A 22573-nucleotide genomic window follows, 5' to 3' on the forward strand; every position below is an offset into this window, starting at 1 on the left:
ATTATTTAAATTCGTTAACATTAATTGTTTTAGGCTGTTGAGCTTCATGCTTGTGCTCAGTCCCTTCATATAAATAAAGGTTCTTCAACAATGCAGATCCTAATCTGTTTTTCGGAAGCATACCTTTTACGGATTTTTCCAATACTTTTAAAGAATCTTTCTTCTGAAGTTCAGCCGCAGTCATAGACTTCTGCCCTCCAGGATAACCTGTATGCCAGATGTACGTCTTGTCGTCCCACTTATTTCCGGAAAGCGTAACTTTCCCAGCATTCAAAACAATTACGTTATCACCACAATCTACGTGGGGTGTAAAGTTTGTTTTGTGCTTACCTCTCAAAATCTTTGCAACCGTAGAAGCTAGTCTTCCTAACGGCTGTCCTTCAGCGTCTACCACAACCCATTCTTTATTAGCAGTAGCTTTGTTCGCTGAAACAGTTTTGTAACTTAATGTATTCACACGTTTTAGTTAAAGATTAAACATAATTTTCCCCATAAGGGTGTGCAAAGGTACAAATTATTTTCAGAATGCAAAAACATATTTTGTTTTAAATACTTAAATCATTTATTTGCGTTACTGCATTAAGAATGTGGATAATAACAATAAAGGTACAAATGTGATAACAAGAGCTTAAATTTCTAATTATGCTGTAAATAAAAAAGCTCGTTTAAGACTCCCCTATAATTAATAAAAGAAATATTCAGACAAACCTGTTTCTTGTTTTTTTAACAGAATGAAGTTTATCAAACTTCTGATAAAATAATAAATATATATGGTATAGAACTTACTTCCTGAGTGTTTTATTTGCCCGGAAGCTGGCAATCAGGTAATAAGCCACAAAAACCGTTGAAAATTTCAGGATGGAAGGAATGGCAAGTTCAAGGCTGAAAAGCAATGTCCCGACCAGTACAAGAGCTGCCATGGCAGCAAAAGACAGCCCCAGTTTCTGAGACAGTGTGAAATTGGGTGTATCCAGGTAATAAGCAATCCCCCACGCAAAACCGAAAGCCAGTGCGTAATATATATCAAGCCCGATATTTTCTGAACTGTAAAAGAAATAATTGATCAAAAAACTCACAACCGTTCCCAATGCAAAATATAAGAATGCCTTTTTCATACTGAATATATATAATAGGATGCAAAAATAGAGATTTTTAATTTGAGAAGCCGGATATTAATCAATGGTGGAAATGATCATTGTAAATCAGCCTATAGCCTGACTGCGACATCTTTATGTTAAACCTTTGAAATATAAAATACTAAAATCCAATCATTTAAATATAAATCACCGGTTGTTATTTTATTATTATATTTGAAAATTCAGAAAATTTCTAGATTTTTTATGGAAACCCAAAAATATACTCCAATAAATAAAGTAAGAATCGTTACAGCGGCCTCCTTGTTTGACGGCCACGATGCAGCGATTAATATCATGCGCCGCGTGATCCAGGGAACAGGATGCGAAGTCATCCACCTTGGTCATGATAAGTCGGCAGAAGAAGTGGTGAATACAGCCATTCAGGAAGATGCGAATGCCATTGCCCTCACGTCTTACCAGGGCGGCCACAACGAATATTTCAAATACATCTATGATCTTCTAAGAGAAAAAAATTCTCCGCAGATTAAGATTTTCGGTGGTGGCGGCGGCGTTATCCTTCCTGAAGAAATCGAAGACATCATGTCCTACGGAATCGACAGGATTTATTCCCCGGATGACGGCCGTGAGCTTGGTTTACAGGGCATGATCGATGATCTGGTAAAAAGATCAGATTTCGCAACCGGAAAAGAAGTAACGGCTGAAGACCTGGATTCCATCAGCTTTGAGAATTCTACCAGCATTGCCAAGATTATTTCTGCGGTTGAAAACTTCTCGGAAGAAAAACCGGAATTGGTAAAAGCCATTGACGAAAAATCAAAAGACCTCAACATTCCGATTATCGGAATTACAGGTACGGGCGGGGCCGGAAAATCTTCCCTTACTGACGAATTGGTAAGACGTTTCATCCGTTCAAACCCTGATAAAAAAATTGCCATCATCTCTATTGACCCTTCGAAAAAGAAAACCGGAGGTGCGCTTTTGGGTGACCGGATCCGTATGAATGCCATCAATGACCCGCGGGTGTATATGCGTTCCATGGCGACGAGGGAGAACAACGTTTCTGTTTCGCCGTTTATTCATTCAGCTTTAAATGTGTTAAAACTGGCTCATCCGGATGTCATCATCCTGGAAACTTCGGGTATCGGACAGTCCGGTTCTGAAGTATCTGATTTTGCAGACGTTTCCATGTACGTAATGACTCCTGAATACGGAGCTTCCACACAGCTGGAAAAAATCGACATGCTGGATTATGCAGACCTTGTTGCTTTAAATAAATCTGATAAACGTGGTGCTCTGGATGCACTTCAGGCTGTAAGAAAACAGTTCCAGAGAAACCATTTGTTATGGGAAAGTCCGCTGGACGATATGCCGGTGTATGCAACAAAGGCATCTCAGTTCAACGACCACGGAACAACTGAATTATACAACAGGTTAGTTGAAAAAGTAAACGATAAATTTTCAGGGTTAAACCTGCAGGGGTTTGTTGAACAGGAAATTACCGATGAAGTAACCATCATTCCTCCGAAAAGAGTACGTTACCTTTCTGAAATTGTTGAAAACAACAGGCAATATGACGCCAATGTTGAAAAACAGGCAGATTTAGCAAGAAAAATGTATCATATTGAAGGGGTAAAAAAATTCCTTTCTCATGAAACTTTGGATGCTGAATATCAGAAAGCCGAAAAAGATCTTCAACAGGAAAATATAGACTTCCTGAACAACTGGGATGATACGAAACAGGCTTTTAAAGCTGAGTTTTATTCTTATTTTGTCCGTGGAAAAGAAATTAAGGTTGAAACCTCAACAGAATCTTTATCTCATTTAAAAATTCCAAAAATATCATTACCAAAATACACCGATTGGGGTGATCTGATCAAATGGAAAGGCCAGGAAAACCTTCCGGGAGGATTTCCTTATACCGCCGGAATTTATCCTTTCAAAAGAACAGGAGAAGATCCTACGAGAATGTTTGCCGGAGAAGGCGGGCCAGAAAGAACCAACAGAAGGTTCCACTATGTTTCTGCGGAAATGGATGCCAAACGTCTTTCAACTGCTTTTGACTCGGTGACTTTATACGGTCAGGATCCTGCTCTACCACCGGATATTTACGGTAAAATCGGGAATGCGGGTGTTTCTATCGCCACACTGGATGATGCTAAAAAACTATATTCCGGATTTGACCTGGTGAATGCCATGACTTCGGTTTCAATGACGATCAACGGACCGGCTCCGATGCTGCTCGCTTTCTTTATGAATGCTGCCATCGACCAGAATGTTGAAAAATATATTGCTGAAAACGGACTGGAAGCTAAAGTTGAAGAAGTTTTAAAAGCAAAATTCGACGATAAAGGGCTGGAAAGACCAAAATATAATGGCGAATTGCCGCCTTCCAATAACGGTTTAGGCTTAAAATTATTAGGAATCACAGGGGATGAAGTTATTCCTGCCGAAGCTTATGCTGAAATTAAAGCTAAAACAATCGCAACGGTTCGTGGAACCGTTCAGGCTGATATCTTAAAGGAAGACCAGGCCCAGAATACGTGTATTTTCTCTACTGAATTTGCCCTGAGATTAATGGGTGATGTTCAGGAATATTTCATCACGGAAAAAGTAAGGAACTTCTACTCCGTTTCTATTTCCGGATATCACATTGCAGAAGCGGGTGCGAACCCGGTTTCACAGTTAGCCTTTACCTTGGCCAACGGTTTCACGTATGTGGAATACTATCTGTCAAGAGGAATGGACATTAATGATTTTGCCCCGAACTTATCATTCTTCTTCTCCAACGGGATTGACCCTGAATACTCCGTAATCGGACGTGTAGCAAGAAGAATCTGGGCGAAAGCCATGAAACTGAAATACGGCGCTGATGAAAGAAGCCAGATGCTGAAATACCACATTCAGACTTCCGGACGTTCACTTCACGCACAGGAAATTGATTTTAATGATATCAGAACGACGCTTCAGGCGCTTTATGCCATCTATGACAACTGTAATTCATTGCACACCAATGCGTATGACGAAGCCATTACGACTCCGACTGAGCAGTCTGTAAGAAGAGCGATGGCCATTCAGCTGATCATCAATAAAGAACTGGGATTGGCTAAAAACGAAAATCCGCTTCAGGGTTCATTTATTATTGAAGAACTGACAGATTTAGTGGAAGAAGCCGTTTATACGGAATTCGACAGAATTACGGAAAGAGGTGGTGTTTTAGGAGCCATGGAAACGATGTATCAGCGTTCAAAAATCCAGGAAGAATCCATGCATTACGAATGGCTGAAGCATACCGGTGAGTATCCAATTATCGGGGTGAATACTTTCTTAGGAAAAGACGGTTCGCCGACGGTCCGCCCGGGTGAAGTAATCCGTTCGACGGAGGAAGAAAAGCAGGTTCAGATTGAAACGCTTCACAATTTCCAGAAATCGAATGAAGATAAATCCGAAGATGCTTTAAAAACATTGCAGCACGCAGCCATCAACCAGCAGAATTTATTCAATGTCATGATGGATGCCGTGAAATATTGTTCGCTTGGGCAGATTACCAATGCTCTGTTTGAAGTAGGCGGAAAGTACAGAAGAAACATGTAGATCCGTTTCGGGCAGACTGTTTTACTACTGACTGTTTTAAAATATAAATTAAAACCTCAAGGAATTTTCTTTGAGGTTTTGTATTTTTACTCAAAGAAAACATTTTAAATAATGAAATATATTTTATTTCTGCTCGGAATTATTTCCTGTGGATATTTCAATGCACAAGAGGCTGACAACAATCTACAAGGCTATTTCATGACCAACGCTAAAGAAACTTTATACCCGTATTTTGCTTTTGACGGCAATGGGAAAGTAGATATTGCAGGCTATGGGAAAGGGGATTATTTTGTAAAGAATGACTCACTGGTAGTTTTTCCGGATAAAGATATTTTTGTATTTAAAGTGTCTAAAAACCGTTTAACCGGGATTTCCTCATGGGTACAGAATACCAGATGGGACCTGAAAAAAGACAGCTTGGCTGAAAACAACAGGAAAGATAATGCCCTGGCTAAAAAGAATGCACAGCTGCTGTATGAATATTACCGTAAAATCAGAGCAAAATCCAAAGCCAATAATTTTGACAAGCTGTTTGATGAAAGCGCAATGAGCAACTATACCAAAACCATAGATGACCTGTGCACCAGAGGCCTCGCCAAAGCCTGTATGGAAAAATTTGGGTTAATGGTGATGCAGGATGCCGGCGGAATGGAAGCTGTCTTAAAAAATAAGCTTAAAAAGCCCAAGCAGAACCCTGAAATTATAAAACTGGGACAGAAAATCATCAGCATGGGTGAGATTGAAGGGCATACCATTTTAGGAAGTTATTATCACAGCCTGGGAGATAAAAGCAAAGCTGAAAAAGAATGGCAGAGAGCGGTTGATAAAGGCAGTATGAAAGCGGGCATGGTACAGATTGAAGCAGAAATGAGCGGCCTGCAGTAAAAATGCAGAAATCCCAGGTATAATGACAGACCTTATCAACACATGAAACCAAAAGCCATCTTCAACTGGAGCAGTGGAAAAGATTCTGCGCTCGCCCTGTATACAATTTTAAAGGAAGATCAATTTGAAGTTTCTTCCCTGCTGACGAGTATCAATAAAGAATTTCAGAGGATTTCCATGCACGGTGTTCATGTTTCACTGCTGGAACAGCAGGCAGAAAGCTTAGGATTGCCTTTGATTAAAATGGAGCTTCCACAGGAACCTTCTATGGAAGAATATCATCAGATCATGACCAGAACCATGAATGAAATACAGTCCCGGGGCATAACACATTCCATTTTCGGGGATATTTTTCTGGAAGACTTACGCAGATACCGTGAAGATCAGCTGCGGGCCATCGGTATGGAAGCCGTTTTCCCGTTATGGAAACAGAACACCACAGACCTCATCCATCAATTTTTAGATTCAGGCTTTAAAACCATCATTACCTGCGTCAATGAAACGTATCTGGACAAAAGTTTTGCAGGCAGAATTATTGATCAGGATTTTATTCAAGATTTACCTGAAAATGTGGATCCCTGCGGAGAGAACGGGGAATTCCACACTTTCACTTTTGACGGACCGATTTTTAAAAATCCGGTTCAGTTTGAAATTGGGGAAACCGTTAAAAAAACATATCCGAAACCTAAATCTGATGAAAATGATGAAGACGGTAAAGGAGAATATGTTTTCTGGTTCTGTGATTTGATTTCAAAATAATTGTCCTGAATTTCCGTTCTGGTGTAAACTAAGCTTATGAAACCATATCTGAGAATTGAAAAGCCCTGCACGGAATCAGCAGATAAGATGGCTGATATTCCGGGAGGAAAATACTGCAGCCTGTGTTCAAAAAAAGTGTACGACCTTACAACACTTACCCATACAGAAATTGCCGACATTATTATACAGAACAATAGTGAAAAGTTCTGTGGTATCCTTATCAACAGGAAGCCGGAAGAACATTTGGAAAACCGGCTGCAATTCAATAAAGATATCCGACCACGCAACATTACCTTTACAAAAATCGCTGCAGGGTTCGCTTTAACAGCCGGCATAATCCAGCATTACCCTGCTCAAACCAGACATATATCGGTAACTGAAGTCAAAACTCCTCAGAAAAAACAGGATAAAGGACAGCAAAAAGATACAAATATCCTTCCTTCTATTTCCGGAAAAATAGTATCAGATGGAACCGGAAAACCTATATCAGCAAACGTCAGCTTAATTACCGTATCACAGGTATATTCAACAAAAACAGATGAAAACGGATTTTTCACATTGGAAATTCCGGAGGAACTGGTTAAAGAGTCAAACTTTTTGCTGGAATTCAATCCGGATCCATTTATCTTTGACCGTAGGTTAAAAGTTTTTTCTAAGGATGAACTTTCACAAAATACTACTATAAAACTTCAGGAAAACGGTATGCTGCAATCATTGGGAGAGATTAGCGTGGGTCCGCCATATGCAGGTGAGCATTCTTTTGTCTTTCTTCACGGGAAACGGTTAGACTATAAACTGTATAATAAAAGCTATTCTCTGTACTCAAAGCACTATGATGTTCATTATATCCCTAAGCCTTTGACAAAATTTTTCACCGAAAGTAATAAGGTAGAAGATATTTATATCGTTTTTGTGAGGAACAGTACATCAGAATAATCATTCTGTCAGAAATTAGATTTCAAGACCAATAATTTTTTTGACTATCAAAAACGCAGCTTATTCTGGAATACTAAGGAAATCCTGCATCTTATACAATGATTTTCTGTGCTCGAAAAAATTAATGAGTACAAAAATAATCATCACCTGTAAAATAAAAGGAACGAGCAGCGCAATCATTAACGGAAGCAACGCTACTGAATCTTCAGTTCTGAAAAAGTTAAAGACGTATCGGTCTTCCCTTAATATAATCTGGAACATGACATTGGCACAGATGATATATAGGCCTAAATTCTGCTGGTATAAGGTATAAAATAGCTTTCCCTGGTATTTGAAATCTCTTCTTACATATTTCCGCATTTCCGGACTGAAAATCCAAAATAAAAACGGGATCAGGACAAACATGGAATTATAAAATCTGAAAAGATCGTTATAAACTTCCTGATTTTCGGATAGATAAATAAGCATAAAATTAATGGCAAATGACAGGATACCAAACCAAAGTGATTTCTTAATGATGCTGCTGTACTTTTCTTTTACTATTTTTTTGATGATTACCGGGATCTGCCCACTGTAAAAAACAGGGTAGGTTGTCATTTTAAACTCATCCGCCCAAAGCTTTTGTGTCTTTAAAAAAGCTTTGTCAAAGTCCAGGTTTTCCTGCATCTGAATATCAGAAACCTGTTCTGTCATATGGTCTTTTACTTCCAGCAGAATATCTACAGGAAGCCTGTGTAAGATTAAATAATCAGTAATCTGATGTTCCTGTTCTTTTGATATCATTTTTAAGATTTAACATGATCAATTCAGACTAAAACATTTATTCTTTTCACTTTAAAATATAAGATCTGCAGCTGTACAAAAGTAGCGTACACAAGGAAGAACCGGTTGATTTCCATATCTGTCAGAGTTGTAATAAAGTCAACAGGAAGAAAACCGATTAAAAAAACCAAGGCCACTGACAGCAGCATATTCCGGATTACCAGCGGATGGAAGCTGATTGCTACGTAATGAGAGAATGCAATTTTTTTAGTTAAAAAACTATAGCCTAACAAGCCTATCCAGCTTCCCATTAATACAACCTGTAAAACCGTAAAAGCTTCTGCACTGATAAAGAAAAATGCGATGAACAGCAGAGACCAGGCAGCAGAAGAAAAGACAATTTTCCTGAATCTTTTTTTCAGGACCTGCTTTTCAATCCTTGCAATCTTCTTAAAGGAGAAAAGATCAGCACGAACCATTTCAAGTTCTTTTCCCCAATCTGATTTTGTTTTTAAAAATGCTTCCTGAAAACCGATGCCCTGATTTGCCATTTCATCAGAAATCTGAGACATAAAATGATCTTTAATTTCCAGATGCAGTTCATGGTAAAGTTTTCTTGAGCGCAGATACGTTTCGATCTGAAGTTCCTGGTCCTGAGTAATCATAGATTAAAAATGGTATTTAGGTTAAATAAATAGTTTTGCATTTCCTGTTCCTGCTCAATCTGCTGTTTTTTCCCTTTATCCGTTAAAAGGTAATATTTGCGGTCTCTCCCGCTGACTTTCCGGATTTCAGAAGTTATCATCCCTTCTGCTTCCAGCTTATGGAGAAGCGGATATAATGCGCCCTCGGTCATTTCAAGCTCGCCTTTTGTAAGTTCTTTAGCACGCTGGGTAATCTGGTACCCGTACATTTTCACTTCTCTGGCAAGCAGCTTCAGGATAATATTCTGGAGCGTCCCTTTATACAGACTGTTTTTTTTCAATACTGTTCTTTTATACCTAGCAAATCTATACATAATTTTCTTATGTATCAAATTATTTTACATTTTATGCCTGAAATTTCCTATCAGGACAATGCAGAAGCCTTATCTTTGCCCTAATGATTGCAGAGAAGATTATTTTAGGGATTGACCCGGGCACTACGATAATGGGGTTTGGACTGATTTCCGTGAAAAAAGGGAATATGGAGATGGTTTCCATCCATGAACTGATCCTTAAAAAGTATCCCAACCACGAAACCAAGCTGAAATATATTTTTGAGAAGACACTGGCGCTGATTGATGAGTATCATCCTGATGAGGTTGCCCTGGAAGCTCCTTTCTACGGCAAGAATGTCCAGAGTATGCTGAAGCTGGGCCGCGCCCAGGGCGTTGCCATGGCAGCAAGCCTGTACCGGAATATCCCGATTACGGAATATTCACCTAAAAAAATAAAGATGGCGATCACCGGAAACGGAAACGCAAGCAAGGAACAGGTGGCAGGCATGCTGCAGAACCTTTTGAAACTGAAAGAATTTCCTACAAAGTATCTTGATGCTTCTGACGGACTGGCGGTTGCCGTCTGCCATCATTTCAATTCCGGAACCATTGCCGATACTAAATCATATACCGGCTGGGACAGCTTTTTAAAGCAGAATCCGGACCGTTTGAAATAAATAATTCAATCAACCAATCCGGATTAACATCTGCTTAAATTTCAGTATTGAAAATTTATAGAAACTTTTAAAGATCATCTATAAGTAGAAGTCTGCGGGAAATTTACTTTTTGAAAAAAATTATTTATTTGCTTTATATTCGGCAGGAATAATGGTAAAATCCATGGTCGGCTTCCCGTTTTTATCGTAATAAAAATAGGTCATAGTAACATCATTATCCCGGAATTCCTTAATCTCCGGAGAGGTTTTTACAACGGCCAGAGCTCCTTCTTTTGCCTGCTTTTTAAAGGCTTCGATTTCTTCAGGGCTTACACTTTCTTTTACGTCTTCCGTTAAAGTATAATTATACTTGAATATTTTTCCGGGCTGTACAGAAACACTGTCAAGGCGGATCCCGTCACTCATCATCTGCGGGCCCAGCTTGTTCATCCCTGCTGCTGCTTCCTTCAGCTCATCATCAATGGTTTTTTCTTTGTTACACGAAACCAGCGTCAACGCCAGACAAACGGCTGAAAGTCTTAGTACATTTTTCATAATAATTTTTTTTGAATGATATTTAAATATAAGATTTTTTTCCAATATAAATTTAATTTATTGATTTTCAATTTAATGACTGTCACAACAAGTATACTGGGTTAAACATAATACTATCTTTTGCATTGGTATGATTTTTAATAGTACATTTGTATAAATTTTCAATAATGAAAAACAATCAACAAACTATAAATCAAGCCAATCATAACATCAATTGGTTTCAGAAGTTTCTGATGGTCTGTTCCGGAGGAAACATTCATATCCTCAGAAAAACACCCAGCGAATGGAATAAGTTTGCAGGGATCGGGGGGATCGTTCTTTTTACGGCGGTTTTTGCCACACTTTCTGCCGGCTATGCAATGTACACGGTTTTTGACGAGATCTGGACAGCAATCGGTTTCGGCCTGCTGTGGGGATTAATGATATTTAACCTTGACCGGTATATTGTATCTTCCATCAAGAAAACAGGAACCTGGTGGAACCAGATCCTGATGGCCATTCCGAGACTGATCCTGGCCACTTTTTTAGGAATTATTATTTCCAAGCCGTTAGAGCTTAAAATTTTTGAAAAGGAAGTTAACAAGCAGCTGAATACCATTATCCAGAGGAATAAAAAACAGCTTCAGGGCGAGATGAACGGAAGGATCCTTCAGCAGAGCGGACCTTTTGAGACAGAGAAAAAACAGATTTCAGACAAGATCGTTCAATACCAGAAATCCTATGATTCCGCAGCGGTAGAGCTTGAAAAAGAAATTCTGGGGAAACAGTCCGGACTGACCAGCGGGAAGGAAGGCTTCGGCCCGAATGCCAAACGTAAGCAGGAACTGAAGGAACAGAGACGGCTGGATCTTGAAAATTACCAGAAACAGGTGACCCCGAGACTGGCTTATCTGGATAAAGAAATTTCAAAAGTGTATACGAACCTGGAAACCGAAAGGAAATCTACGGAAACTTTTGAAGACCGGTTCAACGGTTTTGCGGCAAGGCTGCAGGCACTGGATGAGCTGGGGAAAAACTCGGCCATCATCGGCCTGGCGGCAACATTTATTATGGGGCTTTTCATCTGTCTGGAAATTTCTCCGGTCCTGGTAAAACTGATTTCCCAGGTCGGGCCTTATGATTATCTTCTGGAGAAAACGGAAAATGATTTCAGACTTTATTCCAAAGAGAAAATTGAAAAAGGAAATGCCCTGACGGATTACCGGATTGATGATTTTAAGGACCATCTGCATAAATAATTTCATTTAATCTGACATACAGTATAGCCTTTCATATTACGGCTGTATTTTAAATAAAAAAGACTGCCCAGAATTTGGACAGTCTTTTTTATTTTATAACTAAAATTATTATTACAAAGAATAATTCGGGGCTTCCTGCGTGATGATTACATCGTGAGGATGGGATTCTTTCAATCCGCTTCCTGTAATCATTACCATTTTTGTATCTTCCTGTAATGCCTTGATATCCTTGGCACCGCAATATCCCATTCCAGCTCTTAAGCCTCCGGTCAGCTGGAAAATAACTTCTTCCAATGAGCCTTTGCTTGGTACTCTTCCTTCAATTCCTTCCGGAACGAATTTCTTAGCCTCACTCTGGAAATATCTTTCTTTACCTCCTCTCTTCATTGCAGAAAGGCTTCCCATTCCCTGGTAAGTTTTAAATTTCCTTCCCTGGAATATAATTTCTTCACCCGGTGCTTCATCTGTTCCTGCCAGAAGTGATCCCAGCATCACTGCTCCTGCCCCGCTTGCGATTGCTTTTACAATATCCCCGGAAAGTTTAATCCCTCCGTCGGCAATTACTGCAACATTTTTAGATCGGGCATATTCGTAAACGTTATAGATGGCAGATAACTGGGGAACCCCAACTCCTGCAACTACTCTTGTTGTACAGATAGAACCAGGCCCTACGCCTACTTTAAGAACATTTGCCCCTGCTTTGATCAGGTCTTCAGCTGCTTCAGCCGTTACGATATTCCCTCCGACAATATCCAGATCCGGATAGGCCTTCCTGATTTCAGAAATCTTATCCAGTACGCCTTTTGAATGTCCGTGGGCAGAATCAATCCCGATAATATCAACACCGGCTTTCACCAAAGCTTCAATCCGGTCCAGCGTATCTTCACCGACTCCAACGCCTGCGCCAACAATCAGGCGGCCGTTATCATCTTTATTTGCATTCGGGTATTCCAGTTGGTTATCGATGTCCTTAATCGTAATCAGGCCCACCAATTTATTATTTTTATCAACAATAGGAAGCTTTTCAATCCTGCTCTTCAGAAGGATTTCTTTTGCTTTTTCCAGGTTGGTATCTTTATCCGAAGTGATGAGGTTTTCTTTGGTCATGATCTCCTCCACCTTCATGGTAAGGTTTTCCTGATATTTTACATCCCTGTTGGTAATAATTCCGATTAAAATATTTTCAGCATCCACTACCGGAAGACCGGAGATTTTATATTTCGCCATGGTCTCCTTGGCTTCAGCCAGGGTATGGTCTTTCGAAAGGGTAACAGGATCTGAAATCATTCCGTTTTCCGAACGCTTTACACGGTTAACCTGTGCAGCCTGTTCCTCAATCGTCATATTCTTATGGATAAAGCCCAGACCGCCCACTCTTGCCAGAGCAATTGCCAGCTCAGCTTCTGTAACGGTATCCATTGCAGCAGAAACGATGGGAACATTAAGCGTAATTTTGTCAGTAAGTCTTGATTTCAGTGAAACCTGGTTAGGTAAAACTTCTGAATAAGAAGGGACTAGAAGCACGTCATCGAAAGTGATGGCTGTCTCTACAATTTTGTTATGAATAGACATCTTTACTTTCTTGCAAAATTAAGGTATTTTGCTGAATTACGAAAATCGATTTTAATAGTTTAAATAAAACTTAACAATCAATAACTTAAATCAAAAAAGCCGCTCCAAAATCCGGAAAGGCCTTTATAAAAAAAATACAATTTAATATGTTTTGAATATGAAAGTAACTATTTATCTCTTGCAGAAGCAATCATTTTTGAAATATCATCAGCCGTAAAACTTCCTTTTATATCAACAAAAACCAGTTCTTTACCTGAGTTTACGGTAATCAGCATATTTTTAATGGTTTCGCCTTTCTGCTTTACCCTGATGTTTACATTTTCGCCGTCATGCTTTATGGTTGCCCAGTCTTCATAATTGTTATCATTCAGATAGCTTGCAAAATCTTTCAGCATGGCCCGGTCTCCGTTTTCAACGGTCAGTATCTTGATTTTAGAGACCTTTTTAATCATCCGGATAATCTCTTCATTATCATCCCAATCTTCTCTCAGTGCTTTTCTAATAGCCGGTTTGGCTAAAAACACCGGAATATTGATGCTGGTAAACTTTGCTCCTTTAAAATCGTTTCCGGAATCTGAAAAGTACGCCATATTCGCTTTTTCGGATACAATGCATGACTGCATTAGAAACAGGGTACAAACGGTCAGAAAAATATATTTCAATGTTTTCATGGTAACTGATTTTAATTAATTTGTCTTAAAGATCCTCCTGAAACTTTGCTGATATTGGAATCGATCTCCGGATTTCCCTTATATTTTACCGAAGCGCCTGATGAAGCCTCCACTTTAAGTTTATTTCTTACCTCTAAGCTGATACTTGCGCCTGACGAAGATTCTACATTTGCCGTGTTGATTTTTAAATTTTCCGCCCTGCATACGGCTCCGCTGGTAACCTCAAATATTCCCGTGCCTGCCGTTCCTTCAAGATTCGTATTGGAACCGCTCGTTCCCTTAAAAACAATCTTCCCTGAGGTTACTCCTGCTCTTATATTTGAACCTGAATCTACGGATACATTCATGTTATCAGCCACATCAAACTTTCCGTTTATATTGGACCCTGATGAAGCCTCTATATTTAAGTTATTTTCCTGTATGGTATTTAGTACGATGAAACTTGCCCCGGAAATGGTCTGGATATTTTCCATACGCGGGGAGGAAACACTGACACTTAAGTTCTTAAACTTCAGGTTTTTTACACCTTTGTTATCAATATATACTTTTAAAACACCGTTTTCTACTTTGGTAATAACATATTGAAGCTTATCGGCATCTGCAGTTACCTTCACACTGGTCGGGCTTTCCTGTTTGAAAACTACATTTACCCCTGTGCTTACCTGGATTCCTGTAAAGTCCTTTACATTTCTGGATTCTCCGTTTAAATATGAAGAATTTCCCTGGGAGGTAAGATCATTTCTTGTATTGGTAACGGGATTGGTCTTCGTTTCGTTTGAATTCACAATCTTACTGATATCGTCCATGGACAGCCTTCCGTCCAGCTTCACCAGGATACTTTCTTCGCCACCACTGTCTATACTCAACAGTACATCATCCAGAATACCGTTTTTTTCTTCCGCCGACATAAATTTTATTTTGGCCCCGCCACTGTTCATGGACATGATTTCACTGTAGTTCATACTTTTCAGGTAAGACGAAATATCTTTACCGATCTGCGACAGCTGCCTTGATTTAGCCGATTTTCCATCGGTTGATTTTTCTGCAATCAAAACTTTCAGCCCTGTAATTTTTGACAGCAGGGGCTTGATCTGATCCAGTTCTGCGTCTCCCAGGTCCAGGCTGCTCAGCATCCCGAACATAGGTTTTGCAATCTTAATGGAAGTTACGCCTTCCACATCCTGGTATTTCTCGAACAACAGGTCTAATTTATCCTGCCCGTACACATTAAAGAAATGTGAAAAAGCGAGTGCGAATATGAAGAATATTTTTTTCATGAGTCAATTTTTTATTTTTGATTATGCGTGCCTGATCAGGATATATAATCGGTTAAGGTTAATTAATAATCGTCGTCTACAACTTTAGGTTGTGCTAATTTTTCACTGACGTTATTTGCAAATATCTGAAATGAATACTTAGTTACATTAATGGCTTCTTCTACATTTTCGATTCTTTTTCCGTTTACAATTACGTAAGAATCCTGGTAAGCCGCAGCCTCTGAAGCTTTAGGTTTATTCGGAGAATTGTTTACAAACTTAGGTTTCCTTTCCTTTTTAAGACGGCCTCTTTTAGGCAGGATTTCATCCATGACATCTTTTTCGGCAACGGTTCTTTCCTGTGATACGGAATCTTTCTTAGTTCCGGAAACAGAATCTGACGGCTGATTCAGTACTACCTGCTCCTCGTGGTCTGTATTTTCTTCAATAAAATCACCTTTCTGCTGCTTAATCTGATTTTCAACCAATTGTGCCTGGTCTTCAATCCCGTTTTTCTGATTATCGTTGAATATAAAACCGATGCTCAACAGCACAGCTACACTTGCTGCCATCCAGAACCATTTCGGGAATGAAGGTTTTGCTTTTGTCCCTATCGGGATAATGGGTGTTTCGTTATTCTGGACCTCATCCTCGTTTCCTTCTGCTTTTTTCAGGAAATCTTCGAAATCCCAGTCCATTTTTTCTTCCTTGATATTCTGGAAGACCTCGTTATATTTATCTTGAAATTTGTCTTTGCTCATAGCTCATCAGTTGAGAAATTTGTTCTTTTACTTTCTGTCTTGCCCGCATAAGGTTTACTCTTACTGCGTTTTCTTCCATTTCCAGCATTTCTGCTATTTCCGAAACTTCATATTCTTCTACATCTTTCAAATGGATCACGGTCTTCTGTTTTTCCGGAAGCTGATTGATAAAACCTATGATATGCTCTTTCAGGTTATTGACTTCCATGCTGTACAGTTCTGACCGGTGAAGCTGCATATCTGCAAAACCCAGCTTGACGTCGTGATGCTTCAGCCGGTTCAGGCATTCATTCCTGACGGCTTTCAAAGCATAGGATTTTAAGTTCCCAAACTGTGCCAGCTCTTCTCTTTTCTGCCAGAATTTAATCATCAGGTCCTGCACCACATCTTCTGCCTCGTCACTGCTCATGACAAACCTTTTCGCAAAGCGATACATCTCATTTTTGAGAACGAATACCGAATCCTTAAAGATTTCCTGGGTCATAAGCTTGTTTCTATAAGTAAGACAATCAATTTTTACATTCTATTACATCAAAAAACAAAAAACTTCAATTTTTTTGAAGTTTTTATTTTATTCTCTTAATACGTATCAAAAATATATTTGAAAATCGCTTTGTCCTGCTCTGTTAAAGGCACTTTCCTTCGGGCCATTACTTTCTCGGCGACATCGTAGGCCTTGTCTAATTTGAAACGTTCATCGCCTTTAAATCCGCCCCATGAAAAGTTTTCAATCAGGTTCGGAGGAAAGCCTTCTTTAAAAATATTGGAAGCAACGCCTACAACGGTTCCAGTATTCAACTGGGTATTAATGGCCGTCTTGGAATGGTCGCCCATAATTAATCCGGCAAACTGCAATCCCGTATCTTCAAAAGCTTTGGTTCTGTAGCTCCACAATTTTACGTGTCCGTAATTGTTTTTCAGGTTGGATGAATTGGTATCGGCTCCCAGGTTACACCATTCGCCGATCACGGAATTCCCCACAAAACCGTCATGCCCTTTATTGGAATATCCGAAAATAATAATATTGTTGACTTCTCCTCCTACTTTAGAGTGCGGACCAATGGTTGTCGCGCCGTAAATTTTAGCTCCTAAGTTAAATTTGGACTCCTCACAAAGGGCAATGGGGCCGCGGAGATGGCAGCCTTCCATGACCTCAGCATTTCTGCCGATGTAGATTTTCCCTGTCTTGGTATTCAATGTGGAAAATTCAACCTGGGCCCCTTCTTCGATAAACAGGTCTTTCTTATCTCCCAATAATCCGTTGGTTGATGAAAGTTCCTGAGAAGTCCTTCCGTGGGTCAAAAGCTGAAAATCAAAATCAATGGCTTCTTTATTATAGGTAAAAAGGTCCGACGGCTTTTTAAAGAACACCAGTTCCTCTTTAATATCGGTCATCTTTTCAATCTGGTGCAGCGAAAAACCATCCATATTGATTTTTGCGGCCACCAGCTCATCTTCATACACCAAAGCTTCGCCCTGCTTCAGATCTTTAATCTGCTGAATTATATTTTCGGTCGGTAAAAAATTCGTTACCAGAAAAAGGCTTTCTTTTTTTTCAGGCTCTGTAAATTTATCCTGTAAATAAGTTTCCGTAAAATAAGAAACTTCTGTATTACTTAAAATTTTCTGCCATCTTTCGGAGAAGGTAAGGATGCCGCACCGCATTTCTGCAACAGGGCGGGTAAAAGTAAGCGGAAGGAAATCTTCCCAGTATTGTGCATCTGAAAATACCAATTGCATCGTTCAGTCAGGTTTAAAGTTTAACATTCAGTAGTGACAAAATTACAATAAAAAAAGCCTTCCGAAAATCGAAAGGCTTTTAAATATTTTTAATTGCAAAAAATTACTTAGCGAATTTTTTGTATTTGTTCATGAACTTGTCTACTCTACCTGCAGTATCAACCAATTTGGTTTTTCCTGTGTAGAAAGGGTGAGACGTTGAAGAGATCTCCATTTTGATCAATGGATATTCCTGACCTTCGTATTCGATGGTGTCTTTTGTCTCAGCAGTAGATTTGCTAAGAAATACTTCGTCGTTACTCATATCTTTGAAAACAACAAGTCTATAATTTTCTGGGTGAAGTCCTTTTTTCATAATACAATTTTTAAAAAAAAATTAAAGTTTTTGCTTTCGAAATAGTAATGGTATTTCTCTGCTAATTTTAGGTTGCAAAAATACAATATTTTTTAAAATATACAAATACCTGATCAATAATTTTTTAGAGATATGAAAATTAAAGTATTTTCGTTACATTTGAAATCTATTTAAACTTTAATTTCGATGAAATTCAAATTAGTACTGGCTTTTTCTTTCTGGATGCTTGTCATGGCTGTATCATGTAATAAGGACGACATTAGTTTTGATGCGCCTTCTCAGGAATTAAGCTTTTCAAGGGATACGGTTTTCTGCGATACCGTTTATCACCAGGTCCGTTCTGAAACCTACGCGGTAAAAGTATACAACAATGAAGATAAAGACATCCTGATCCCGAGAATCCATCTTGAAAAAGGAGCGTCCTCTCTATATAAAATCAATGTAGACGGAAAACCGGGGCATGATTTTAAAGATGTTCCGCTGAGAAAGAAAGACAGTTTGTATATTTTCGTGGAAATTGCACCGGAAGCCACGGGCCCGGAGGCTATTGCCGAAGATAAAATATTATTCCAGAGCCCTGCAGGGGAACAGCGTGTGGTTTTGTTTTCTGTGGTTCAAGATGCAGAATTCTTCATCAAAAGCTCAACCAATCCGAATATAATTACTACTGATGCAACATGGACCAACAATAAGGCTAAAATAATTTACGGCGATTTAACAGTCGATCAGAATGTTAACCTGAATATTCAGCCGGGGACTAAAGTATATTTCCATAAAAACAGTGGAATGAAAGTTTTGTCCGGAGCATCTTTAAACATCAACGGAACATTAGCCAATAATGTTATTCTGCGGGGAGACCGGAACGATCCTGCTTATGATACGATTCCTAAAAACTGGAATTCCATTAAAATGGAAGCGGGATCTACCCTTACCATGAATTATGCAAGGCTTTTCGGAGGTGCTACCGGACTGGAATTAAAGCAGGCCAATGCTACGATAAATAATTCTTTCATTCACACTTTTCAGGAGTACGGTATTTATGCTGTTGCCTCTACCGTGAATGCCAGAAACCTGGTGACGAATAACTGCGGCGAATCTGCTGTAGGGATTTTTAAAGGCGGCACCCATAATTATACCCACTCTACCCTTGTTAATTATTCTGATATATTGAGTTCTTACAACAGGAACGGAATTTTTGCCACCAATGAATGGACCAATGCATCAGGACAGACGGAACAGGGTGCGTTAATCCTTAACGTACGGAACAGTATTGTATATTCTGACCGTGATAATGCCGTAAATTTCGAGCAGACGCCGGGGCAGATGTTCAACTTTACTTTTCAGAACTGCCTGCTGAAATATTCCGGTACTTCTGAGGCCGGTTTCCCGTTTGAAAATAATGCAAGTGTCATCCAGTCGGTTAAAAACGTAGATCCTCTGTTTGTCAACTATTTTGTGGCACAGATGAACTTAAGGGTGAAGCAGAATTCTCCGGCTATCGGAAAAGGAAATGCCACTGTTGCAGCAACCGTTCCTACGGATATTGCAGAGGTTTCAAGAACTTCCAATCCTACTTTGGGAGCCTATCAATATTTCTAAATCAATACTACATAAATGGAGATTAATATCTTTAAAATAGCTGTTTTTATCGTACTGGTATTGGTCTACCTTGCTGTAAGAAAATTCTTTAAAAAGGTAGCTGACGTTACAGAAACTATCGGCAAATCAGCTGATCATGAAGATGAGCTGAAAGCGCTGAACACGAAGATAGCCACTTTAGAACAACAGATCAATAATAAAGCATAATGGAAATTACCAATCTGCAGCAGCAAGTTGATGAATGGATTAAAACCATCGGTGTCCGTTATTTCAATGAGCTGACCAATATGGCCATGCTGACGGAAGAAGTGGGCGAAGTGGCAAGGATTATCGCAAGAAGATACGGTGAACAGAGCGAAAAGGAAAGCGATAAAAGCAAAGACCTGGGCGAAGAGCTGGCCGATGTGCTGTTTGTAACCTTATGTTTAGCCAACCAGACCGGCGTGAATCTGCAGGAAGCTTTTGATAAAAAGATGAAAATTAAGACAGATCGGGATAAGGACCGGCATCAGAATAATGAAAAATTAAAATAAGATCCTGAATATTAGATTGCAGAAACCAGAGGGGAAATATCTGAAATCTGATGTCTTGGATCTGAAATCTGAAGAATGAAGAAGCTAGAAAAGTCAAAATTAACCAAAGATAAAACAGTACAGATCAGCGGTTCGAAAAGTATTTCGAATCGTTTGTTGATTTTAGAAAGTCTGTTTAAAGGTATACAGATCGGGAATCTTTCCAACTCTCAGGATACACAGCTGCTTAAAAAAGCCCTGTCTGAAAATACAGAAACGGTGGATATTCACCATGCCGGAACCGCCATGCGCTTTCTTACGTCCTACTATTCGATTATGGAAGGAAAGACCACCATTCTTACCGGTTCCAAAAGAATGAAAGAAAGGCCGATTAAAAATCTTGTTGCCGCTTTACAGCATCTGGGCGTTGAAATTGAATATCTGGAGAATGAAGGTTTTCCCCCGTTGAAAATCAAAGGAAGAAAAATCACTCAAACTAAAGTAGATGTTCCGGCAAATATTTCAAGCCAGTTCATCACTTCCCTCCTATTGATAGCTGGAAAACTGAAAAATGGGTTAGACATTAATCTTGTCGGCGAAGTGACTTCAAGGTCATACATTGAAATGACGCTTGATATTTTATCCAGATTCGGAATTAAAAACAGTTTCATCGGAAACACGATCAAAGTTGAACCATTCATCAATAATCATTCATCAATTATAAATTATGAAGTGGAAAGTGACTGGAGCTCCGCATCATACTTTTATTCTTTTGCAGCCTTAGGAAGAGAAACCATTCATTTAAAAAGCTTTTATAAAACATCCACCCAGGGAGATGCTGCGATTGCAGAAATTTATAATGAATTTTTCGGAATTAAAACCGTTTTTACGGAAAGCGAACATAAAATTTCCCTTCAGCCGGATCCTGATTTCCGGTTTCCGGAAAAGATTGTCCTGGATATGAACAACTGTCCGGATATTGCCCAAACCCTTTGCGTAACGGCAGCAGCACTAAAAATCCCTTTTGAAATCTCAGGATTGGGGACTTTACGGGTAAAAGAAACCGACCGGCTGCTGGCTCTGTATAATGAACTGAAAAAACTGGGTGCTGAAACTGAAATTACAGATTCTGCCATTAAATCAGTCGGCTTCAATGAACCAGAAGAAAATATCTCAATCAAAACCTACCAGGATCACAGGATGGCCATGAGCTTTGCTCCGTTCTGCCTGATCAGCGAACTGAATATTGAAGACGAAAATGTAGTGGAAAAATCATATCCGATGTTTTGGGAAGATTTGTCTCAGATATTTACTGCGTAATGAAAAAAGTAATATTTTTTTCATTCTCCTTAATTTCAATATTAGCTTTATTAGGCTTTGTAGTTCTAAAGAAAGATTATCAAGTTGTTATTGCAAGATTCGAAAAAGATCATTTTAATATTTATCCAAAAGATTGCTTCGTGAGATTTGAAAATAAAAACTATCTAGTAATAAATCGATGGATTTATCAATGGAATATCTTATCTAAAAGAATAACACCTCACAACGAAAGCATTTTTGTGGAAAAGTTTAATTTTTTTGACCATCCTTATTCAAATGAAGAGAAAGAATTTGCTTTTTTACATTTAAAAGAGAAAGATAAATCTATTAAATACAATGGGAAATTATATTTAATAAACCATATAAGCGGAGATTCAATATTTGCAAAATTTAATACTGATGAAATTATTATTTTTATAAACTCAAAAAATTTAGACTAAATGTCAAAAACAATCATCATCACCGGAACTTCATCAGGAATAGGTTTCGTACTAGCAGAATATTTCGGGAAGAAAGGACATAAAGTCTATGGCTTAAGCCGGAAATTCACCGAAAGTCAGTATTTCACATCTATTCCGACCGATATTACAGATAATAATGCCGTACAGAATGCCATTGGAGAAGTTCTGAAAACAGAAACAAGGATTGATGTACTGATCAATAATGCCGGAATGGGAATGGTAGGTGCTGTAGAAGATTCCACCAAAGAAGATATCCTGAAATTGTTTAATCTGAACCTGGTTGGATCTGTTCAGATGATGACTGCCGTAATGCCCAAAATGCGTGAACATCAGTTCGGACAGATCATCAATGTTTCCAGCATCGGAAGCGAAATGGGACTGCCTTTCCGAGGATTTTATTCGGCTTCAAAATCAGCGCTGGATAAAGTGACCGAGGCTATGAGATATGAGGTCTATCCGTGGAATATCCATGTCTGTTCGCTTCATCTGGGAGACATCAAAACCAATATCGCTGAAAACCGTGTAAAGACAAAAGTTTCGGAGCCTTATAAAAATGTATTTGATAAAGTATATGCCTTGATGAATTCTCATGTGGGCGACGGAACGGAACCGCTGGAAGTAGCGGAATATATTGACGGACTTTTAACTAAAAATAAATGGAAAGCTCATTATTATTTCGGTAAATTCGGGCAGAAAATCGGGGTTCCTCTGAAATGGATCTTACCCCAGGGAACTTATGAGAATTTAATGAAGAAATATAATAAACTGGCTTAGTTTCAGTTAAACTTATTAAGCTTTTTATTTTAAGTGTCATCCTTAATCAAAATAAACGGCATTTTGTCATTCCGCAGGAATCTGTGCAAAGCAT

General features: G+C 39.0%; 25 protein-coding genes. 12 read left to right on the forward strand and 13 right to left on the reverse strand.

What is annotated here, in order from left to right; translation table 11 throughout:
* Window position 1: 1 nt before the first annotated feature.
* Both rplM and ASE55_RS06965 read right to left on the reverse strand, forming a co-directional pair.
* Window positions 2-457 (reverse strand): 50S ribosomal protein L13, encoded by a 456-nt coding sequence (gene rplM, locus ASE55_RS06960; RefSeq protein ID WP_027387549.1) that lies wholly within the window; start codon window positions 455-457, stop codon window positions 2-4.
* Between the two features lie 325 nt (window positions 458-782).
* Window positions 783-1115 carry a hypothetical protein gene (locus tag ASE55_RS06965; protein ID WP_056217055.1) on the reverse strand — a complete coding sequence of 111 codons (333 nt, stop codon included), beginning with the start codon at window positions 1113-1115 and terminating at the stop codon, window positions 783-785.
* Window positions 1116-1340: 225 nt separating this feature from the next.
* On the opposite strand from ASE55_RS06965, the gene ASE55_RS06970 reads away from it, so the two are divergent.
* From ASE55_RS06970 to ASE55_RS06985, 4 genes are all read left to right on the forward strand, one after another.
* Window positions 1341-4688: a methylmalonyl-CoA mutase family protein gene (locus ASE55_RS06970; protein WP_056217058.1), complete on the forward strand. Its 3348-nt coding sequence runs from the start codon at window positions 1341-1343 to the stop codon at window positions 4686-4688.
* A gap of 111 nt (window positions 4689-4799) precedes the next feature.
* The gene (locus ASE55_RS06975; RefSeq protein WP_082474366.1) at window positions 4800-5573 is read left to right on the forward strand and encodes a hypothetical protein; all 774 of its coding nucleotides are present in this window, start codon (window positions 4800-4802) and stop codon (window positions 5571-5573) included.
* 42 nt (window positions 5574-5615) lie between these two features.
* On the forward strand, window positions 5616-6332 hold the full coding sequence (locus tag ASE55_RS06980; RefSeq protein WP_056217063.1) for a diphthine--ammonia ligase: 717 nt from the start codon (window positions 5616-5618) through the stop codon (window positions 6330-6332).
* 36 nt (window positions 6333-6368) lie between these two features.
* Window positions 6369-7268: a carboxypeptidase-like regulatory domain-containing protein gene (locus tag ASE55_RS06985; RefSeq protein ID WP_056217067.1), complete on the forward strand. Its 900-nt coding sequence runs from the start codon at window positions 6369-6371 to the stop codon at window positions 7266-7268.
* 60 nt (window positions 7269-7328) lie between these two features.
* On the opposite strand, the gene ASE55_RS06990 is transcribed toward ASE55_RS06985, so the two are convergent.
* The 3 genes from ASE55_RS06990 to ASE55_RS07000 are packed head-to-tail and all read right to left on the reverse strand — an operon-like array spanning window position 7329 to window position 9015.
* On the reverse strand, window positions 7329-8051 hold the full coding sequence (locus ASE55_RS06990; RefSeq protein ID WP_056217070.1) for a hypothetical protein: 723 nt from the start codon (window positions 8049-8051) through the stop codon (window positions 7329-7331).
* Window positions 8052-8074: 23 nt separating this feature from the next.
* Window positions 8075-8695 (reverse strand): hypothetical protein, encoded by a 621-nt coding sequence (locus tag ASE55_RS06995; protein WP_056217073.1) that lies wholly within the window; start codon window positions 8693-8695, stop codon window positions 8075-8077.
* A complete protein-coding gene (locus tag ASE55_RS07000) occupies window positions 8692-9015 on the reverse strand; it encodes a PadR family transcriptional regulator (protein WP_082474367.1) in 324 nt (107 codons plus the stop codon). Before ASE55_RS07000 ends, ASE55_RS06995 begins: the two co-directional genes overlap by 4 nt.
* A 116-nt stretch (window positions 9016-9131) precedes the next feature.
* Between ASE55_RS07000 and ruvC the strand changes: the two genes are divergently transcribed.
* On the forward strand, window positions 9132-9686 hold the full coding sequence (gene ruvC / locus ASE55_RS07005) for a crossover junction endodeoxyribonuclease RuvC (RefSeq protein ID WP_056217079.1): 555 nt from the start codon (window positions 9132-9134) through the stop codon (window positions 9684-9686).
* Between the two features lie 120 nt (window positions 9687-9806).
* Here the strand turns inward: ruvC and ASE55_RS07010 are convergent, their stop codons facing one another.
* A complete protein-coding gene (locus ASE55_RS07010; RefSeq protein ID WP_128414517.1) occupies window positions 9807-10220 on the reverse strand; it encodes a hypothetical protein in 414 nt (137 codons plus the stop codon).
* A gap of 167 nt (window positions 10221-10387) precedes the next feature.
* Between ASE55_RS07010 and ASE55_RS07015 the strand changes: the two genes are divergently transcribed.
* Window positions 10388-11458: a DUF4407 domain-containing protein gene (locus ASE55_RS07015; RefSeq protein ID WP_056217085.1), complete on the forward strand. Its 1071-nt coding sequence runs from the start codon at window positions 10388-10390 to the stop codon at window positions 11456-11458.
* A 111-nt stretch (window positions 11459-11569) separates the two neighbouring features.
* On the opposite strand, the gene guaB is transcribed toward ASE55_RS07015, so the two are convergent.
* The 7 genes from guaB to ASE55_RS07050 all read right to left on the reverse strand — a co-directional run bounded on the left by guaB (window position 11570) and on the right by ASE55_RS07050 (window position 17813).
* Window positions 11570-13030, reverse strand: coding sequence for an IMP dehydrogenase (guaB, locus tag ASE55_RS07020; protein ID WP_056217088.1), 1461 nt, complete (start codon window positions 13028-13030; stop codon window positions 11570-11572).
* A gap of 167 nt (window positions 13031-13197) precedes the next feature.
* Window positions 13198-13701 (reverse strand): DUF4252 domain-containing protein, encoded by a 504-nt coding sequence (locus ASE55_RS07025; protein WP_056217090.1) that lies wholly within the window; start codon window positions 13699-13701, stop codon window positions 13198-13200.
* 11 nt (window positions 13702-13712) lie between these two features.
* Complete coding sequence (locus ASE55_RS07030; RefSeq protein ID WP_056217095.1) at window positions 13713-14978, reverse strand: DUF4252 domain-containing protein; 1266 nt, start codon at window positions 14976-14978, stop codon at window positions 13713-13715.
* Between the two features lie 62 nt (window positions 14979-15040).
* Window positions 15041-15718 (reverse strand): hypothetical protein, encoded by a 678-nt coding sequence (locus ASE55_RS07035; protein ID WP_128414518.1) that lies wholly within the window; start codon window positions 15716-15718, stop codon window positions 15041-15043.
* Window positions 15693-16202, reverse strand: a complete 510-nt coding sequence (locus ASE55_RS07040) for an RNA polymerase sigma factor (RefSeq protein WP_056217098.1) — start codon at window positions 16200-16202, stop codon at window positions 15693-15695. Before ASE55_RS07040 ends, ASE55_RS07035 begins: the two co-directional genes overlap by 26 nt.
* A 95-nt stretch (window positions 16203-16297) precedes the next feature.
* Window positions 16298-17458, reverse strand: coding sequence for a GlmU family protein (locus ASE55_RS07045; protein WP_056217100.1), 1161 nt, complete (start codon window positions 17456-17458; stop codon window positions 16298-16300).
* Between the two features lie 103 nt (window positions 17459-17561).
* Window positions 17562-17813, reverse strand: a complete 252-nt coding sequence (locus tag ASE55_RS07050; RefSeq protein WP_027387566.1) for a type B 50S ribosomal protein L31 — start codon at window positions 17811-17813, stop codon at window positions 17562-17564.
* 186 nt (window positions 17814-17999) lie between these two features.
* On the opposite strand from ASE55_RS07050, the gene ASE55_RS07055 reads away from it, so the two are divergent.
* The 6 genes from ASE55_RS07055 (at window position 18000) to ASE55_RS07080 (ending at window position 22479) form a co-directional block, all read left to right on the forward strand.
* A complete protein-coding gene (locus tag ASE55_RS07055) occupies window positions 18000-19412 on the forward strand; it encodes a hypothetical protein (RefSeq protein ID WP_056217103.1) in 1413 nt (470 codons plus the stop codon).
* Window positions 19413-19427: 15 nt separating this feature from the next.
* Entirely contained in the window at window positions 19428-19619 is a 192-nt protein-coding gene (locus ASE55_RS07060; protein ID WP_056217107.1) for a hypothetical protein, read from the forward strand.
* Complete coding sequence (locus tag ASE55_RS07065) at window positions 19619-19945, forward strand: nucleotide pyrophosphohydrolase (protein WP_034678907.1); 327 nt, start codon at window positions 19619-19621, stop codon at window positions 19943-19945. Before ASE55_RS07060 ends, ASE55_RS07065 begins: the two co-directional genes overlap by 1 nt.
* Before the next feature lie 75 nt (window positions 19946-20020).
* The gene (locus ASE55_RS07070) at window positions 20021-21244 is read left to right on the forward strand and encodes a 3-phosphoshikimate 1-carboxyvinyltransferase (protein WP_056217109.1); all 1224 of its coding nucleotides are present in this window, start codon (window positions 20021-20023) and stop codon (window positions 21242-21244) included.
* The gene (locus ASE55_RS07075) at window positions 21244-21684 is read left to right on the forward strand and encodes a hypothetical protein (protein WP_056217112.1); all 441 of its coding nucleotides are present in this window, start codon (window positions 21244-21246) and stop codon (window positions 21682-21684) included. Before ASE55_RS07070 ends, ASE55_RS07075 begins: the two co-directional genes overlap by 1 nt.
* Window positions 21685-22479 (forward strand): SDR family oxidoreductase, encoded by a 795-nt coding sequence (locus ASE55_RS07080; RefSeq protein ID WP_056217113.1) that lies wholly within the window; start codon window positions 21685-21687, stop codon window positions 22477-22479.
* The last annotated feature ends 94 nt before the right edge of the window (window positions 22480-22573 follow it).

It is taken from the genome of Chryseobacterium sp. Leaf201 (assembly GCF_001421435.1).
Classification (GTDB): Bacteria; Bacteroidota; Bacteroidia; order Flavobacteriales; family Weeksellaceae; genus Chryseobacterium.

What these genes read in the sequence shown, in the direction of transcription:
- ASE55_RS06965 (WP_056217055.1), bottom strand. Translation starts at nt 1,115, where the DNA reads ATGAAAAAGGCATTCTTATATTTTGCATTGGGAACGGTTGTGAGTTTT.
- ASE55_RS06970 (WP_056217058.1), top strand. Translation starts at nt 1,341, where the DNA reads ATGGAAACCCAAAAATATACTCCAATAAATAAAGTAAGAATCGTTACA.
- ASE55_RS06975 (WP_082474366.1), top strand. Translation starts at nt 4,800, where the DNA reads ATGAAATATATTTTATTTCTGCTCGGAATTATTTCCTGTGGATATTTC.
- ASE55_RS06980 (WP_056217063.1), top strand. Translation starts at nt 5,616, where the DNA reads ATGAAACCAAAAGCCATCTTCAACTGGAGCAGTGGAAAAGATTCTGCG.
- ASE55_RS06985 (WP_056217067.1), top strand. Translation starts at nt 6,369, where the DNA reads ATGAAACCATATCTGAGAATTGAAAAGCCCTGCACGGAATCAGCAGAT.
- ASE55_RS06990 (WP_056217070.1), bottom strand. Translation starts at nt 8,051, where the DNA reads ATGATATCAAAAGAACAGGAACATCAGATTACTGATTATTTAATCTTA.
- ASE55_RS06995 (WP_056217073.1), bottom strand. Translation starts at nt 8,695, where the DNA reads ATGATTACTCAGGACCAGGAACTTCAGATCGAAACGTATCTGCGCTCA.
- ruvC (WP_056217079.1), top strand. Translation starts at nt 9,132, where the DNA reads ATGATTGCAGAGAAGATTATTTTAGGGATTGACCCGGGCACTACGATA.
- ASE55_RS07010 (WP_128414517.1), bottom strand. Translation starts at nt 10,220, where the DNA reads ATGAAAAATGTACTAAGACTTTCAGCCGTTTGTCTGGCGTTGACGCTG.
- ASE55_RS07015 (WP_056217085.1), top strand. Translation starts at nt 10,388, where the DNA reads ATGAAAAACAATCAACAAACTATAAATCAAGCCAATCATAACATCAAT.
- guaB (WP_056217088.1), bottom strand. Translation starts at nt 13,030, where the DNA reads ATGTCTATTCATAACAAAATTGTAGAGACAGCCATCACTTTCGATGAC.
- ASE55_RS07025 (WP_056217090.1), bottom strand. Translation starts at nt 13,701, where the DNA reads ATGAAAACATTGAAATATATTTTTCTGACCGTTTGTACCCTGTTTCTA.
- ASE55_RS07030 (WP_056217095.1), bottom strand. Translation starts at nt 14,978, where the DNA reads ATGAAAAAAATATTCTTCATATTCGCACTCGCTTTTTCACATTTCTTT.
- ASE55_RS07035 (WP_128414518.1), bottom strand. Translation starts at nt 15,718, where the DNA reads ATGAGCAAAGACAAATTTCAAGATAAATATAACGAGGTCTTCCAGAAT.
- ASE55_RS07040 (WP_056217098.1), bottom strand. Translation starts at nt 16,202, where the DNA reads ATGACCCAGGAAATCTTTAAGGATTCGGTATTCGTTCTCAAAAATGAG.
- ASE55_RS07045 (WP_056217100.1), bottom strand. Translation starts at nt 17,458, where the DNA reads ATGCAATTGGTATTTTCAGATGCACAATACTGGGAAGATTTCCTTCCG.
- ASE55_RS07050 (WP_027387566.1), bottom strand. Translation starts at nt 17,813, where the DNA reads ATGAAAAAAGGACTTCACCCAGAAAATTATAGACTTGTTGTTTTCAAA.
- ASE55_RS07055 (WP_056217103.1), top strand. Translation starts at nt 18,000, where the DNA reads ATGAAATTCAAATTAGTACTGGCTTTTTCTTTCTGGATGCTTGTCATG.
- ASE55_RS07060 (WP_056217107.1), top strand. Translation starts at nt 19,428, where the DNA reads ATGGAGATTAATATCTTTAAAATAGCTGTTTTTATCGTACTGGTATTG.
- ASE55_RS07065 (WP_034678907.1), top strand. Translation starts at nt 19,619, where the DNA reads ATGGAAATTACCAATCTGCAGCAGCAAGTTGATGAATGGATTAAAACC.
- ASE55_RS07070 (WP_056217109.1), top strand. Translation starts at nt 20,021, where the DNA reads ATGAAGAAGCTAGAAAAGTCAAAATTAACCAAAGATAAAACAGTACAG.
- ASE55_RS07075 (WP_056217112.1), top strand. Translation starts at nt 21,244, where the DNA reads ATGAAAAAAGTAATATTTTTTTCATTCTCCTTAATTTCAATATTAGCT.
- ASE55_RS07080 (WP_056217113.1), top strand. Translation starts at nt 21,685, where the DNA reads ATGTCAAAAACAATCATCATCACCGGAACTTCATCAGGAATAGGTTTC.